Source organism: Mycobacterium sp. E2699, assembly GCF_001666745.1.
Taxonomy (GTDB): Bacteria; Actinomycetota; Actinomycetes; order Mycobacteriales; family Mycobacteriaceae; genus Mycobacterium.
In genome coordinates this window covers 146,780-162,231 of record NZ_LZJH01000033.1, presented here as the reverse complement: position 1 = coordinate 162,231, position 15,452 = coordinate 146,780, and the positions used below count along the sequence as shown (strand labels likewise).

14 protein-coding genes are annotated in these 15,452 nt (G+C 71.2%); 7 read left to right on the top strand and 7 right to left on the bottom strand.

Annotation, left to right across the window (positions count from 1 at the left end; translation table 11 throughout):
• Positions 1-22 precede the first annotated feature (22 nt).
• Positions 23-3,313 carry an error-prone DNA polymerase gene (locus A5696_RS03990; RefSeq protein WP_067873723.1) on the bottom strand — a complete coding sequence of 1,097 codons (3,291 nt, stop codon included), beginning with the start codon at positions 3,311-3,313 and terminating at the stop codon, positions 23-25.
• 142 nt (positions 3,314-3,455) lie between these two features.
• Between A5696_RS03990 and A5696_RS03985 the strand changes: the two genes are divergently transcribed.
• Complete coding sequence (locus tag A5696_RS03985) at positions 3,456-4,781, top strand: wax ester/triacylglycerol synthase domain-containing protein (protein WP_082956434.1); 1,326 nt, start codon at positions 3,456-3,458, stop codon at positions 4,779-4,781.
• 42 nt (positions 4,782-4,823) lie between these two features.
• A complete protein-coding gene (otsB, locus tag A5696_RS03980) occupies positions 4,824-5,924 on the top strand; it encodes a trehalose-phosphatase (RefSeq protein WP_067873720.1) in 1,101 nt (366 codons plus the stop codon).
• Between the two features lie 115 nt (positions 5,925-6,039).
• On the opposite strand, the gene A5696_RS03975 is transcribed toward otsB, so the two are convergent.
• The 3 genes from A5696_RS03975 to A5696_RS03965 form a co-directional block, all read right to left on the bottom strand.
• A complete protein-coding gene (locus tag A5696_RS03975) occupies positions 6,040-6,432 on the bottom strand; it encodes a type II toxin-antitoxin system VapC family toxin (protein WP_067873717.1) in 393 nt (130 codons plus the stop codon).
• Positions 6,432-6,707: a type II toxin-antitoxin system Phd/YefM family antitoxin gene (locus tag A5696_RS03970; protein WP_067873713.1), complete on the bottom strand. Its 276-nt coding sequence runs from the start codon at positions 6,705-6,707 to the stop codon at positions 6,432-6,434. Before A5696_RS03970 ends, A5696_RS03975 begins: the two co-directional genes overlap by 1 nt.
• A gap of 68 nt (positions 6,708-6,775) precedes the next feature.
• Entirely contained in the window at positions 6,776-7,645 is an 870-nt protein-coding gene (locus A5696_RS03965; protein ID WP_067873710.1) for a MaoC family dehydratase, read from the bottom strand.
• A 91-nt stretch (positions 7,646-7,736) separates the two neighbouring features.
• On the opposite strand from A5696_RS03965, the gene A5696_RS03960 reads away from it, so the two are divergent.
• The 5 genes from A5696_RS03960 to A5696_RS03940 all read left to right on the top strand — a co-directional run bounded on the left by A5696_RS03960 (position 7,737) and on the right by A5696_RS03940 (position 12,716).
• Positions 7,737-8,441, top strand: a complete 705-nt coding sequence (locus A5696_RS03960; RefSeq protein WP_067873707.1) for a histidine phosphatase family protein — start codon at positions 7,737-7,739, stop codon at positions 8,439-8,441.
• Between the two features lie 16 nt (positions 8,442-8,457).
• On the top strand, positions 8,458-10,458 hold the full coding sequence (locus A5696_RS03955) for an SDR family oxidoreductase (RefSeq protein ID WP_067873704.1): 2,001 nt from the start codon (positions 8,458-8,460) through the stop codon (positions 10,456-10,458).
• A gap of 73 nt (positions 10,459-10,531) precedes the next feature.
• Positions 10,532-10,963, top strand: coding sequence for a VOC family protein (locus A5696_RS03950; RefSeq protein ID WP_067873701.1), 432 nt, complete (start codon positions 10,532-10,534; stop codon positions 10,961-10,963).
• A gap of 49 nt (positions 10,964-11,012) precedes the next feature.
• Positions 11,013-11,750, top strand: a complete 738-nt coding sequence (locus tag A5696_RS03945; RefSeq protein WP_067873828.1) for a 2OG-Fe dioxygenase family protein — start codon at positions 11,013-11,015, stop codon at positions 11,748-11,750.
• 18 nt (positions 11,751-11,768) lie between these two features.
• Entirely contained in the window at positions 11,769-12,716 is a 948-nt protein-coding gene (locus tag A5696_RS03940; protein ID WP_067873698.1) for a nucleoside hydrolase, read from the top strand.
• A 14-nt stretch (positions 12,717-12,730) separates the two neighbouring features.
• On the opposite strand, the gene A5696_RS03935 is transcribed toward A5696_RS03940, so the two are convergent.
• The 3 genes from A5696_RS03935 to A5696_RS03925 form a co-directional block, all read right to left on the bottom strand.
• Entirely contained in the window at positions 12,731-13,039 is a 309-nt protein-coding gene (locus A5696_RS03935) for a hypothetical protein (RefSeq protein ID WP_067873694.1), read from the bottom strand.
• A gap of 100 nt (positions 13,040-13,139) precedes the next feature.
• Positions 13,140-14,714 (bottom strand): DNA polymerase Y family protein, encoded by a 1,575-nt coding sequence (locus A5696_RS03930; protein ID WP_197516879.1) that lies wholly within the window; start codon positions 14,712-14,714, stop codon positions 13,140-13,142.
• A gap of 6 nt (positions 14,715-14,720) precedes the next feature.
• Positions 14,721-15,392, bottom strand: coding sequence for a hypothetical protein (locus A5696_RS03925; RefSeq protein ID WP_067873691.1), 672 nt, complete (start codon positions 15,390-15,392; stop codon positions 14,721-14,723).
• Between the last annotated feature and the right edge of the window lie 60 nt (positions 15,393-15,452).

The window sequence follows — 15,452 nt, the reverse complement described above, 5'->3', positions numbered from 1 at the left end:
CGATCTTGCTCGGCGAAGGGCGTCAGCGGAAGTCGCGCGACTTCGAGCCGACCGCCAGGCTGATGCGGCCCAGCCGCTCGGCCACGACGGTGACCGCGCCGCTGGCGTTTTGCACCTGGCCGCGCACCAGTAGCGCCGGCGCGGTATTGGCCAGCTTGCGGTGCCGCGCCCACACCCCGGGCGTGCAGAGGACGTTGACCATCCCGGTCTCGTCCTCCAGGTTGAGAAACGTCACCCCCTGGGCCGTCCCGGGCCGCTGCCGGTGTGTCACTGCACCGGCGATCAGCACCCGGTCGCCGTCGGGCACGTCCAGCAGCGCCTCGGCGGGCACCACGCCCAGCGCGTCCAGGTCGTCCCGCAGGAACTGCGTCGGGTAGCTGTCCGGGGAGATGCCGGTGGCCCACACGTCGGCGGCGGCCAGCTCCAGCTCGCTCATCCCCGGCAGCGCCGGGATGTGCGACCCATCAGCACCGTGGGCCCCCACCCCGGGCAGCCGGTCCGGGCGCTGGGTGGCGGCCGCCCCGGCCGCCCACAGCCCCTCGCGCCGGGACATGGAAAAGCAGCCCAGCGCCCCGGCCGTGGCCAGCGCCTCGGTCTGCGGCACGGACAGCTGCAGCCGGGTGGTCAGGTCCAGCAGGGAAGCGAAGGGGCCGTTGGCCTTTCGCTCCTCGACCAGCCGCTCGGCCAGGTCGTCGCCGATGTGGCGGACGGCGCCCAGACCGAGCCGCACCTCGGTGCCCGCGTTCTCGAGTGTGGCGTGCGCCAGGCTGGCGTTGAGGTCCGGGCCGTGCACCGTCACGCCGTGCCGGCGCGCGTCGGCCACCAGCGACTGCGGCGAATAGAAGCCCATCGGCTGAGCGCGCAGCAGCGCCGCGCAGAACGCCGCCGGGTGGTGCAGCTTGAACCACGACGAATAGAACACCAGCGACGCAAAGCTCAGCGCGTGGCTTTCCGGGAAGCCGAAATTGGCGAAGGCTTCCAGCTTTTCGTAGGTCCGGTCGATCACCTCGTCGGGGGCGCCGTGCAGCGCGCGCATGCCGTCGTAGAACCGGCCGCGCAGCCGTCGCATCCGTTCGGTCGAGCGCTTGGAGCCCATGGCGCGGCGCAACTGGTCGGCCTCGGCGGCCGAAAAGCCCGCGCAGTCGACCGCGAGCTGCATCAGCTGCTCCTGAAACAGCGGCACCCCCAGCGTCTTTCGCAGCGCGGATTCCATGGACGGGTGGTCGTAGGTTACCGGGTCGACGCCGTTGCGCCGCCGGATGTAGGGGTGCACCGACCCGCCCTGAATGGGACCGGGGCGGATCAGCGCGACCTCCACCACCAGGTCGTAGAAGATCCGCGGCCGCAGCCGCGGCAGGGTGGCCATCTGTGCGCGCGACTCGACCTGGAACACGCCGACGGAATCGGCGCGGGCCAGCATCTCGTACACCGCCGGTTCGGAGAGGTCGAGGCGGGCCAGATCCACCTCGATGCCCTTGTGTTCGGCCACCAGGTCGATGGCGTAGTGCAGCGCGCTGAGCATGCCCAGCCCGAGCAGGTCGAATTTCACCAAACCGATTGCCGCGCAGTCGTCCTTGTCCCATTGCAGCACGCTGCGGTTCTCCATGCGCGCCCACTCCACCGGGCAGACGTCGGCGATCGGGCGGTCGCAGATCACCATGCCGCCGGAGTGAATGCCCATGTGCCGCGGCAGGTTCCGGATCTGGTTGGCCAGCTCGATCACCTGCGGCGGGATGTCGTCGATATCCGGTGAGTCCGCGAGCCCGTTCCAGTGGCTGATCTGCTTGCTCCACGCGTCCTGCTGCCCCTGCGAGAAGCCCAGGGCGCGGGCCATGTCGCGCACCGCGATCTTTCCCCGATAGGTGATGACGTTGGCGACCTGGGCGGCGTAGTCGCGGCCGTACTTTTCGTAGACGTACTGGATGACCTTTTCGCGCTGGTCGGATTCGATGTCCATGTCGATGTCGGGCGGCCCGTCGCGGGCCGGCGACAGGAAGCGCTCGAACAGCAGCTCGTTGGCCACCGGGTCCACGGCGGTGACGCCCAGGGCGTAGCAGACCGCGGAATTGGCCGCCGATCCCCTGCCCTGGCACAGGATGTTGTTTTCCCGGCAGAACCGGGCGATGTCGTGCACCACCAGGAAGTAGCCCGGAAATGTCAGGTGCGCAATGACTTTCAGCTCGTGTTCGATCTGGGCGTAGGCGCGGGGCGCTGATTCGGGGAGCCCGTAGCGGTCGCGCGCCCCGGCCATCGTCAACTGCCGCAGCCAGCTGTCCTCGGTGTGCCCGGCGGGCACGTCGAACGGCGGCAGCCGCGGCGCGATGAGCGCCAGCCCGAACGCGCACTGCTCGCCGAGCTCGGCGGCCGCGCGCACCGCGTCGGGCCGCTCACCGAACAGCCGGGCCATCTCCTCGCCGGAGCGCAGGTGCTCACCGCCCAGCGGGGCCAGCCACCCCGCGGCGGAGTCCAGGGACTGCCGGGCCCGGATCGCGCCCATCGCCATGGCCAGCCGGCCGCGCGACGGGTGGGCGAAATGCGCCCCGGTGGTGGCGACCACCCCGACGCCGAAGCGCGGCGCGAGGCCGGCCAGCGCCGCGTTGCGTTCGTCGTCGAGCGGGTGGCCGTGCCGGGTCAGCTCGACGCTGACCCGGTGCGCCCCGAACCGGTCCACCAGGTCGGCCAGCGCCCGCTCCGCGGCGTCCGGGCCTTGCGACAGCGCCTGGCGCACATGGCCTTTGCGGCACCCGGTCAGGATGTGCCAGTGCCCGCCGGCGGCCTCGGTCAGCGCGTCGAGGTCGTAGCGCGGCTTGCCCTTCTCCCCGCCGGCCAGGTGCGCCGCGGCCAGTTGTCGCGACAGCCGCCGGTAGCCTTCCGGGCCGCGGGCCAGCACCAGCAGGTGCGGGCCGGGGGGATCCGGCGTCTCGGTGCGCGCGCCCGGCCCCAGCGACAGCTCGGCGCCGAACACGGTGCTCAGGTCGAGTTCGGCGGCGGCTTCGGCGAACCGCACCGCCCCGTACAGGCCGTCGTGGTCGGTGAGCGCCAGGGCGCGCAGGCCCAGCCGGGACGCCTCCTCGACCATCTCCTCGGGAGTGCTGGCGCCGTCGAGGAAGCTGAACGCCGAATGCGCGTGCAACTCGGTATACGGGACCGACGAGCGGACCGCCCCGGTGTCGCCCGGCGGCCGGTAGGTCCCGCGTTTGCGCGACAGCGGGGCGTCCTCGGTGGGTTCCGCCGGCGCGCCGGCGTGGCGCGGCTTGCCGTCGAGCACCCGCTCCATCTCCGCCCAGCTCGGCGGCCCGTTGAACCAGCCCACGGTCCCGAGCCTACTCGAATATATGTTCGAATGCGAACATCTGTTAAACCGCTCTAAACACGTTCTTAACGCTGCCGGCCTACCGCCCCGAACCCGCCGCACAGATACTGGTACCAGGGCAAAACGACGGCGGGGACTGGGCATGGCGCAAGCGAAGACACTGGACACGGCTTACCTCAAGGCTCAGGATCCCGAACAGCACGCCAGCCTGGCGATCGGCGCGGTCGCCGTCGTCGACGGCCCCGTCCCCGATTGCACGCTACTGAAAGACCTTCTGGCGGAACGCCTTCGCTCGATACCGCGTTGCACACAGTTGCTGCGGGCGCAGAATTTCGAGTGGATCGACTGTCCGGAATTCGACGTCGCCCGTCATCTGCGCCGGGTGGCGATTCCGCGCCCGGGCGACGACACCCAGCTGTCCCAGGCCATCGCCTTCGCCCTGGAGCGTCCCCTCGACCTGAACCGCCCGCCGTGGGAATGCTGGGTCATCGAGGGCCTGACGGGCAACCGGTGGGCGATCCTGATGAAGACCCACCACGACGTCGCCGACGGCAACTCGGCCGCCCACCTGCTCGCCAGGCTCTGCGACGACGCCGGCGGTGACGCCTTCACCAACAATGTCGGAGCCCAACAAGTTTCGTCGGGTCCGCAACGAGGCTGGGCCGACGTCCTGGGCCGGGCGGCCACCGTCGCCGGCACGCTGGTCGGGGCGATGTGGCCGACGGAACGCCTGCCCGTCCACCCGGTCATGCGGCGCTACGGCACGGTGCGAGTCCCCGCCGCCGACGTCGACAAGGTGTGCCGCAAATTCGGTGTGACCGTCAACGACGTTGCGCTGGCGGCCATCACCGAGGGCTTCCGGCGGGTCTTGCTGCGGCGCGGCGAGGAGCCGCGCGCGGACTCGTTGCGCACCCTGGTGCCACTGTTCGGGCGGACGGTCCGCTCGCCCATGCTGCCGTATCTGCCCGTCGAACACGAGGATCCCGTCCAGCAGTTGCGCACGGTGCACAAGAGGTGGAAGGCACAGCAGCCCCAGCCCGGCATCGTGGAGTCCGCGCTCAACTGCCTGCCGGGGTTGTTGCGCAGCAACGTATTACAGGTGCTGGCCCGGCTGCCACACGCCGGCCTCGTGACGCTGGGCACCCACACGCCCGGGCCACGCCACCAGCTCCGGTTGATGGGCCAGACGATGGAGCGGCTGCTGCCGATCCCCCCGACCGCCACGCGGCTGAGCACGGGGGTCGCGGTGCTCAGCTACGGCGACGACGTGGTGTTCGGGATCACCGCCGAATACGACGCCGCGGCCGACGTCAAGGAATTGGCCGCCGGCATCGAACTGGGCATGGCGCGGATGGTGGCGCTCAGCGGAGACTCCGTGTTGCTGTTCGGCAGGGAGCACCGGCGCAGGCGCGCGGCCACGAGGCACCCGAGCCAGGCGCCACGAGCGCACCCGTCGGCGCGTTACTGACCCGGCCCCGGCGGGGCGCGGCGCCGTGAGAAGGTTGGGGGCATGCCGGTCACCATCGACCCGCGCCGCCTCGACGCGGTGCTGTTCGACGCCGCGCTGAGCGATGCCCCGGGCCTGGCCGGGCGACTGCGCGACGCCGGCGTCGGCGTCAACTCGTGGGGCGCCGACGCGGGGGCGGTCCGGCCGGGCAGATGCGCCGTCGTGACCGGCGACCCGGACGTCGTTCGGGCCGCGCGCGATGCGGGGTACGCCCTGGTCATCGGTGTCGGGGACCCGGACGCACTGCGGGGCGCCGGCGCCGACGCGGTGGTCACCGACCCGGGTGAGATCACTGTGCGCACCGGGGATCGGCGGATGTCCCGGCTGCCCGACGCGCGAGAAGCCTTGGACGCACTGGCCGACCGCAGCCCTGCGGTCTTCTACGACTTCGACGGCACACTGTCGGACATCGTCAACGATCCCGACGCCGCCCGGCCCGTCGCCGGGGCCGTCGAGTCGCTGCAGAAGCTGGCCGCGCAATGTCCGGTAGCGGTGCTGTCCGGCCGCGATCTCGCCGACGTGACGAAGCGCCTCGGCGTGCCGGGCATCTGGTACGCCGGCAGCCACGGCTTCGAGCTGACCGCGCCGGACGGCACGCACCACCAGAACGAGGACGCGGCCGCGGCCATCCCCGTGCTGGAACAGGCGGCCGCCGAACTGCGTGACCGGCTGGGCTCGATTCCCGGAATTGTGATCGAGCACAAGCGTTTTGGCGTGGCGGTACACTACCGCAACGCCGCCAGGGACCGCGTCGGCGAGGTGGCCGCGGCGGTGCGCGCGGCGGGCCGGCGCGACGCGCTTCGGGTCACCACCGGCCGCGAGGTCATCGAGCTGCGCCCCGACATGGACTGGGACAAGGGCAAGACCCTGCGGTGGGTGATCGGGCACCTGCCCGATTCCGGCTCGCTGGTGCCGGTCTATCTCGGCGACGACATCACCGATGAGGACGCGTTCGACGCGATCAGCGACGACGGCGTCCCGATCCTGGTGCGGCACACCGAGGACGGTGACCGCGCCACCGCCGCGCGGTACGCGCTGGACAGCCCCGCGCAGGCCGCCGAGTTCACCGACCGGCTGGCGCGGCGGCTCGTCGACGCCGACTGAATTCGGCTATGACCATTGGTCATTGAACCGCCGTTGTTCCCTGCGACCGCACTGTGAATATGCCCAACGTCGGCGTCGCGTCAACGTCACTACCCCCCGGCGCCTCGCTACCCGACTAAGACGGGGCGATCACGGCCATGCCGAGCGCCTCGGCGGCGTCGCGCATGCGCGCGTCGTATGTGCACACCTTGCCAAGGTCGGCGCCGAGCCGCTGCGCGGTCGCCAGGTGAATGGCGTCGAGCGTGCGCAGCTCGAATGGTTGCAGCCCGCCGGCGAGATCGAGTACCCGGTTGTCGATGCGAAGCAGATCCAGCTTGGCGAGGGTCCGGCGTCCGGCTGTCCGCGCGGGCTCGCCCTTGTGCAGCAAGGCCCGCATGACCTCCGTCCGCGCCAGGGCACTCGACACCCGGGGACGGCGGGAGCGGAGGTAGCGACGCAACGCCTCTGATTCCGGCTCACGGACCGCGAGCTTGACGATTGCGGACGAGTCCAAGTAGATGGCCGCCATCAACGCTCGTGCTCACGCAGGCGCGCAAGTGTCACTGACGGCAGCTCGACGCCGGCTGCGAGTTCGAGCGGTTCGGGCAGATCATCGAAGTCGATTGTGGCGCGGTCGATCTCGCCGCTGGCCAGCATCTGGTCGTAGGGGCCGCCCTCGGGCATCGGCGAGAGCAGGGCGACGGGCCGACCGCGGTCGGTGATCTCGATCGTCTCGCCGGCCTCGACGCGGCGGAGGAGTTCGCTGGCACGCTGGCGCAGTTCCCGCACACCCACCGAAGCCATGTGCTAACTGTAGCACATTGGAGTAAGAGGCGGTTTGGCGTGCCCCCGGCACCGACCGGACCTCGGCGCTAAGCCGCGTACTCGGCCGCGCCGTCGTCGAGCACCACGCGGGCGTCCGAACCCTCGGCCCCGGACGCCTCGGTGCGGAACACCGCCTTGCCGGGTTCGGTGCGCCAGATCAGCGTCGTCAGCGTCTCGCCCGGGAACACCGGCGAGCTGAACCGCGCGTCGATCGAGGTGACGTTGGCGGCCACGCCCTTACCCAGCTCGGCGACCAGCGCCCGGCCCGCGACCCCGTAGCTGCACAGCCCGTGCAGGATCGGCTTGGGGAAGCCGGCCAGCTCCCGGGCGAACCAGGGGTCGCTGTGCAGCGGGTTGCGGTCGCCGGACAGCCGATAGATCAGCGCCTGATCCTCCCGGGTGGGCAGCGGAATCCGGGCGTCCGGCTCGCGGTCCGGGATCTCCGGCGCGACGGGCCGCTGTCCCGGCTGTCCGCCGAACCCGCCCGCGCCCCGGACGACGAAGGTCGTCGACGTTTCGGCGATCAGCTTGCCCGAGTCCGGGTCGGTGCCGCGGCCGCGCAGCATCACGACCGCGTTCTTGCCCTCGCCCTTGTCCTGAATGTCGGTGACCTCGGAGACCACCGAGAGCTTCCCCGCCGGCGGCAGCGGCGCGTGCAACCGGACGCCCTGCGATCCGTGTAAGAGCATGGCCCAGTTGAACGTTCCGATCTTGCCGGCCGCCCCGAAGGCCGGAGAACAGATCACCGCGTAGGTGGGCAGCACCTGCTGGGCGATGTCGTGGCTGTTCTCGGTCGTGAACGACAGGTCGTCGATGCCGCACCCGACGCCGAGCGCGTAGAGCATCGTGTCCTTGTCGGTCCATTCGAACAGCATCGGATCGCTCACCGCGCCGACGGCACTCGGGTCAATGGCCATACGAGTCTCCTCACTGATGGAATCGCGCCTTTTCGTACCTAACCATCGCAAACCCTTCCCCCCGGCACCCCCGGCAGGGCAGGCTATCGACATGCGCAAGGGGAGCGTGCTCGCAAAGGTTCTCGCCGTGCTCGCCGCGGCGGTCATCGTCGGCGCGTGCGGCGGCTCGCCGCAGCCGCGCAGCATCACCCTGACGTTCATCCGGCACGCGCAGTCGGAGGCCAACGCCAACGGGATCATCGACACCTCGATCCCGGGTCCGGGCCTCAGCCCGGAGGGAAAGGCGCAGGCCGAACAGCTCGCGCACCAGGTCGCGCACAACAGGTACGACGCCGTCTACGCCTCGACGATGGCGCGCGCGCAGCAGACGGCCGAGCCGTTGGCCGCCGAGCTGCACGAGCAGGTGCAGGTGCTGCAGGGCGTCCAGGAGATCGATGCCGGCTGGTTCGAGGGCAAGCCGACGTCGATGGATCCCACGACGTACCTGCTGGCGCCGGCGGACTGGCTCAGGGGTGACGTGCAAAACAGCATCCCCGGCTCGATCAGCGGCAAGGAGTTCAACGACAGGTTCACCGCGGCCGTCCAGAAGGTCTACGACAGCGGCCACAACAACCCGGTCGTGTTCTCGCACCTGTACTCCATCGAATACTGGGTGCTGATGAACGTGAAGAACGCCAAGGACAGCCTTCGGACTACCCATCCGCTGCCCAACATCGGTCGCGTGGTGATCTCGGGCAACCCGATGACGGGCTGGACGCTGCAGGAATGGGACGGGATCCGCGACTTCAGCGGCTGACGGCTAGCATGTCCGCATGCGGTATGTCGTTACCGGCGGTACCGGGTTTATCGGTCGCCGCGTCGTGTCCCGTCTCCTCGGAACCCGGCCGGACGCGCGGGTGTGGGTGTTGGTGCGCCGCGGGTCGCTGGGCCGCTTCGAACGCCTCGCGGCCGAGTGGGGCGAGCGGGCGACGCCGCTGGTCGGGGAGCTGCCGGAGCTGGAGCTGACCGACGAGACCGTCGCCGAGCTGGGCCGGGTCGACCACGTCGTGCACTGCGCGGCGATCTACGACATCACCGCGGGCGAGGCCGAGCAGCGGGCCGTCAATGTCGAGGGCACGCGGGCGGTGATCGAGCTGGCGCGGCGGCTGGGCGCGACGCTGCACCACGTCTCGTCGATCGCGGTGGCGGGCGACTTTCCCGGCGAGTACACCGAGGACGACTTCGACGTCGGCCAGCGGCTGCCGACCGCCTATCACCGGACCAAGTTCGAGGCGGAGTCGCTGGTGCGCTCGACACGGGGGCTGCGCTACCGCATCTATCGCCCCGCGGTCGTGGTGGGCGATTCGGTCACCGGGGAGATGGACAAGGTCGACGGGCCGTACTACTTCTTCGGCGTGCTCGCCAAGCTGGCCGTGCTGCCGTGGCTGACCCCGATGCTGCTGCCCGACACCGGCCGCACCAACATCGTCCCGGTCGACTACGTCGTCGACGCGCTCGTCGCGCTGATGCACGCCGAGGGGCACGACGGACGAACCTTCCACCTCACCTCGACCAAAACCATCGGGCTGCGCGGCATCTACCGCGGCGTGGCCGGTGCGGCCGGGCTGCCGCCGCTGCGCGGATCGCTGCCCCGCTCGGTGGCCGCGCCGGTGCTCGGGGCGCGCGGGCGCGCCAAGGTGCTGCGCAACATGGCGGCCACCCAGCTGGGCATCCCCGCCGAGATTTTCGACGTCGTCGACTCCAAGCCCACGTTCCTCAGCGACGAGACCCGTAAGGCGTTGCGGGGAACCGGAATCGAGGTGCCCGACTTCGCGAGCTACGCGCCCGAGCTGTGGTGGTACTGGGCCGAGCACCTGGACCCCGATCGGGCGCGGCGCGACGACCCGAAGGCGCCGCTGCGGGGCCGCCACGTCATCATCACCGGCGCGTCCAGCGGCATCGGGCGGGCGTCGGCGATCGCCGTCGCCGAACGGGGCGCAACGGTGTTCGCGCTGGCCCGCAACGCCGACGCGCTGGATGAGCTGGTGGCCGAAATCCGGGACAAAGGCGGGCAGGCGCACGCCTTCACCTGCGACGTCACCGACTCAACGTCGGTGGAGCACACCGTCAAGGACATCCTGGGTCGCTTCGATCATGTCGACTACCTGGTGAACAACGCGGGCCGGTCGATCCGCCGCTCGGTGGTCAACTCCACCGACCGGTTGCACGACTACGAACGGGTGATGGCGGTCAACTACTTCGGCGCGGTGCGCATGGTGCTGGCGCTGCTGCCGCACTGGCGCGAGCGCCGGTTCGGTCACGTGGTCAACGTCTCCAGCGCGGGCGTGCAGGCCCGCAACCCCAAATACAGCTCGTATCTCCCGACCAAGGCGGCGCTCGACGCGTTCGCCGACGTGGTCGGGTCGGAGACCCTCTCCGACCACATCACGTTCACCAACATCCACATGCCGCTCGTCCGCACGCCCATGATCGCGCCGTCGCACCGGCTCAACCCGGTGCCCGCGATCAGCCCCGAGCGCGCGGCGGCGATGGTGGTGCGCGGGCTGGTCGAGAAGCCGGCGCGCATCGACACCCCGCTGGGCACGCTCGCCGAGCTCGGCAACTACTTCGCGCCGAAGACGTCGCGGCGCATCCTGCACCAGCTCTACCTCGGCTACCCCGATTCCGCCGCGGCGCGGGGCCTTTCCGCCGGGGCTGAAGCGCCGCCGCCGAATCGGAGGCCCAAGCGCCCGGCCCGCGCCGTCACCGGGGGCATCCGGACACCACGCCCGGTCAAGCGACTGGTGCGGCTGGTGCCGGGAGTGCACTGGTAGCCATCAATCGCTGTGTCTGGCGAGCCATCTCATCCGATCTGGCCCGGGAAGCGCGTGAGGAAGGAAAGCCGGCATGGTTGACATGCGCCTCGAGGTCCACGTCGTCCCAGTGTCTGACGTCGACCGCGCAAGGCAGTTCTACGAAAATTTGGGCTGGCGGTTTGACGGCGACACCGCGCCGGGAGAGGGCGTGCGCGTCGTCCAGTTCACGCCTCCGGGCTCGGCCTGCTCGGTCACATTCGGCGAGGGCGTCACGCCGTCGGCGCCCGGGTCGGCGCAGGCGGTGCTGACCGTCCGCGACATCGAAGCGGCCCACGAGGACCTACTCGGCCGCGGCATCCGCGCAAGCGACATGTGGCATGGCGTGCCGTTCCCGCCGGAAGCACGGCTGCCCGGGCCCGACCCCGAGCACGCCAGTTACCAGTCGTACTTCTCGTTCACCGATCCGGACGGCAATACGTGGCTGGTCCAGGAGGTCACGGCGCGGCTCCCCGACCGAGACTGACACTCCAGCAAAACGTTTCAGGGCGGCCGGATTGCGGTATCCCGGCGCGGTGGTTCTTTGCGAGAAGTGGACGGACGCCGACGCGGTGGCCGCCGCGGCCCGGCTGGTCGCGACGACGGGCGTCGCCGTGCTGCCCTCGCTCGACGTGACCCGGAGCCTGGAGGTGGGCCGCGAGGAATGGACCCGCTTTGCCCGGCACTGGCGCCAGCTGGCGCCCGACCCCTACGCGGCGGAGCTGGGCGTGCGGCGGCTGCGCCGGTACGGTCAGTACTCGCTGCGCGACGGCGTGCTGCGCCCCATGCCGAGGCTGGCGTTCGCGCAGCCGGAGGACTCCAATCCGCTCTACGTCGGCAAGGACCGCGACTTCGAGCCGTTGACCGACGCGTTCGCCGCGGATCCGTTGCTACACAAGGTGATCAAGCTGCTGGCCCGGGTGGCAGCGGCCCTGGACGACGTCGCCGACTGGAACGTGAAGGTGCACCCGTTCCGCGTCCGATGCTGCGCGGACGAGGACGGCACCCCCACGCCCGAGGGCCTGCACCGCGACGGCGTCACCCTGGTCACGTCGCTGCTGGTCGGGCGCCGCAACGCCATCGGCGGCGAGAGCACGGTGTGCGACCTGGATGGCCGGCAGTTGCTGGCGACGACGCTGGCCGAGCCGGGGACGCTGATGCTGGGCGACGACCGCCGCACCCTGCACGGCGTCTCGCCGATCCGGCCGATCGACGGCTCCGGGCCGGCGCAGCGCGACGTCCTGGTGATCACCTTCGCGTCGGCCTGGCCGTAGGCCGGTATCGTCGCGGCGGTGAACGCCATCTTCGTCGACGTCGACACCGGCATCGACGACGCGATGGCGTTGATCTATCTGCTGGCCAGCGCGGACGCCGAGGTGGTGGGCATCGCGTCGACCGGCGGAAACATTCACGTGGACCAGGTCTGCGCCAACAACCTGGGTTTGCTCGAATTATGCCGTGCCCCAACGATTCCCGTGTCCAAGGGCGCCGACGAACCGCTGTGCGGCCGGTGGCCCCATCACTCGAAGTTCCACGGTCCGACCGGATTGGGTTATGCCGAACTCCCCCGCACCGACCGCGGGCTCGCCGGTCACGACGCCACCGCGGCGTGGGTGGGCGCGGCGCACGCCCATCCCGGCGAGCTGGTCGGCCTGGTCACCGGCCCGCTGACCAACCTGGCGCTCGCGCTGCGCGCCGAACCCGCGCTGCCGAGGATGCTGCGACGGCTGGTGATCATGGGCGGCGCGTTCGGCGGGGACACCGATCCGCTGGCCGAATGGAACATCCGGGTGGATCCGGAGGCGGCCGCCGAGGTGTTCGCCGGCTGGGCCGGGCAGCAACAACTCCCGATCGTCTGCGGCCTGGACCTCACGCGGCGCGTCGCGATGACGCCGGACATCCTGGCCCGGTTGGCTGCCGAGGCGGCCCCGTCGCCGTTGATCCCGGTGATCGAGGACGCGATGCGGTTCTACTTCGAGTCCCACGAGGCCCGCGGGCACGGCTACGTCGCGTTCATGCACGACCCGTTGGCCGCCGCGGCGGCGCTGGACCCGCGGCTGATCACGACCCGGGCGGCGACCGTGGACGTCGAGCTGGCGGACACCCCGACCCGGGGCGTGACGACACCCGATTGGTCGGGCGACCGAAAAGCCAACGCCCTGATCGGCGTTGACGTGGACCCGGCGGCGTTCTTCGCGGAGTTCATCGAGCGGGTCGGGCCGTTCGCGCGGCGAATCTGACCGAGCCAGGTGGTCTACTGCCGGCGATGAACCACTTCGCCGGTGCGGATGTCGATCAGGTTGTTGGGATGGCCCGGGTCCGGCAAGTCTGCGGGCACATCGTCGTTGCCGCGGGCCGGGGGCCGGTTGCCGGCGACATGCCGGTAGCTCCAGACCAAGTCACCGGCCTCGCTGCCGACTTTGGATACGGCCCTGGACGCGGCCTCTGACACCGCGCCGACCATCCGGCTCAGGTGGAGCGCCGTCGCATGCGCAGCTTCCAGGACGGCGCCCGTTCCTCGTGCGAGGACGACGTCGACCTGCCGGCCGATTTCAGCCGCCATCTGTACTCCTTCGCTGAACATCCTTCGACTACCACGGTACCGAAGGCTTGGGTTGCCGGCCAGACGCCTCGCAAGGCGTCGAACACGTTGAGTCGCAGCGTTACTCATAGCTTCCCTCGAGATACCAGCGTCGCCGGCGATAGCACAGCAGGAACGCCCGCTCGTCCTCCAGCAGGACCTGGGCGCGGGCCGTGCGACTCCCCCCTTGACCGGCCTCCGGGCGGTTGTCCCACCACCGCTCGTCGACCGGCCACGGCCCGGCCCACCAGCGCAGCCCCTCGTCCCGGCCGCGCAAGGTCAGATGGGCAGGATCGGCCGAGAACATCCCCCGGCCGGTCACCCGTATCGAATTCCATCGGGCATCAAGCAGATCCACCGGGTCATCGAGCAGCACGGCCGGCGACGGCCCCGGCAGCTGGCCGGGCCACGGCAGGCCCGGGTCGGCCCGGGGCACCGGCTCGTCACCCAGCGGGATCAACGTGATCCGCTCGGCGGGCCCGCGGCCGCCGGACAGCACCGGCACCCGCACCGCCTCCGGCCCGAGCAGGCCCTGCACCCGCACCAGCGCCCGGCGGGCCCGCAGCCTGTCCTCCTCCCCGAGGCCGCCCCAGAGCGGCAACTGCAGCGCCTCGGCCGACACCACCTCCACCGCCTGCAGCCGCAACAGCGTCACCGGCCCGGTGGGACGCCTGTCGGCGGTCCGATTGCTCAGCCACCCGTCGAGCTGCCAGCGCACCCGGTCGGCGGTGGCGTCCTCGGTCAACGGCTCGGCGCACCGCCAGACCCGTTGCCGCTCCTCGCCGTTGGCGGTGACGGCGTGGATGGCCAGCCGGGTGCACCCCACCCCCGCGGACATCAGCGTCTGGTGCAGCGTGCCGGCCAGGAAGCGCCCGGCGAAGGCCGCGGCGTCGACCCGGTCGATCGGCGGGTCGCAGTCCAGCACGGCCTCGAGTTCCGGCGGCGGCTCGCGCCCGGACGGTCCCCGCTCGGGTTCGCCGCGGGCGAACCGGTGCGCGGCCATCCCGTCGGCGCCGAACCGGGAGGCCACGTCGGTGCGCGACAGCGCGGCGAACTGCCCGATGGTGCGAATTCCCATCCGCCACAACAGGTCCGTCAGCTCCTCGCGCCCCGGACCGGACAGGCTCGGCTCGGTGGCCAGCTGCCGGATCGACAGCGTCGACAGGAACCTCGCGTCGCCCCCGGGCTCGACGATCCGGCCCGCGCGCGCGGCGAAGACCGCGGTGGACAGCTGGTCGGCGATCCCGACCTGACACTCGGCACCGGCGGCGGCCACCGCGTCGATCAGCCGCTCGGCGGCCCGCTCCTCGGACCCGAAATAGCGGGCCGCCCCGCGTACCGGCAACACCAGAAGGCCGGGCCGCAGCACCTCGGCCCGGGGCACCAGGTCGTCCACCGCGGCGATCACCCCTTCGAAGAAGCGCGCGTCGCGGTCGGCGTCGGCGGTCGCGACGTGAAGTTGCGGGCACCGGGCCGCCGCCTCCCGTCGCCGCAGCCCGCGCCGCACTCCCGCCGCGCGGGCGGCCGACGAGCAGGCGATCACCCGGTTGGCCAACGTGATCGCGATCGGGGCCGTCGCGGGCAGGTCCGCCGCGGCCGCGGCCGCGACCGCGGGCCAGTCCATGCACCAGATCGCCAGCGCGCGTGAGGAAGCCATCCGAACTCACCCGGCTCGCGACCGGCCGATCACCCGCCTGCCCGCGCACAGCCCGCTGACCCGCAGCCGCACCCCGCCGATGCGGCCGAAGCCCGCACCCGCCGTGAGCTCGTAACCGCAGACCCGCGCCTCCAACCGCGTCGGCGCACCCTGCCAGTCGCCGTCGGTGACCAGCAGGGTGCACCCCTTGTTGCGGGCCCGCGCCACCACCGCCCGCGCCCGGGTGTGCGGCACCTGGCGCCCGCCCAGGCCGAGCACCACCAGGTCCATGCCGTCGACGAGCACCGCGGCCACCTCGACCGGATCGGTCCCGGCGTCCGGTATCACCGCAAGCCGGCTCAGGTCCGCCCCCATCTCCGCGGCGGCCAGCAGCCCGATGTCCGGCTGGCCGACGATGGCGGCGTTGCCACCGGCCGCCGTCACCGCGGCCACCACGCTCAACACCAGCGACCGGGCCCCCGACAGGACGGCCACCGTTCCCCGCGGCAACGGCACCGGCAGCGACTCCGCGAGCCAGCGCGGGAGCGCCAGCCCGGATTCCGAATCCGGCAGCAGGTCGTCGGCGGGGACGCCGCGCCCGGAGACCTTGCCGGAGATCTTCCCGGAGATCTCAGCCATCCGGCGGCGCAGCGATTCCAGCTGCTCAGCGCGGTGATCGGAGGCCATAGCCGCAGTCATGACCAGCCTCCATTCGAAAGTTTGTTCGATACATTGGCGAGTAAACACCCACCCTCCGAC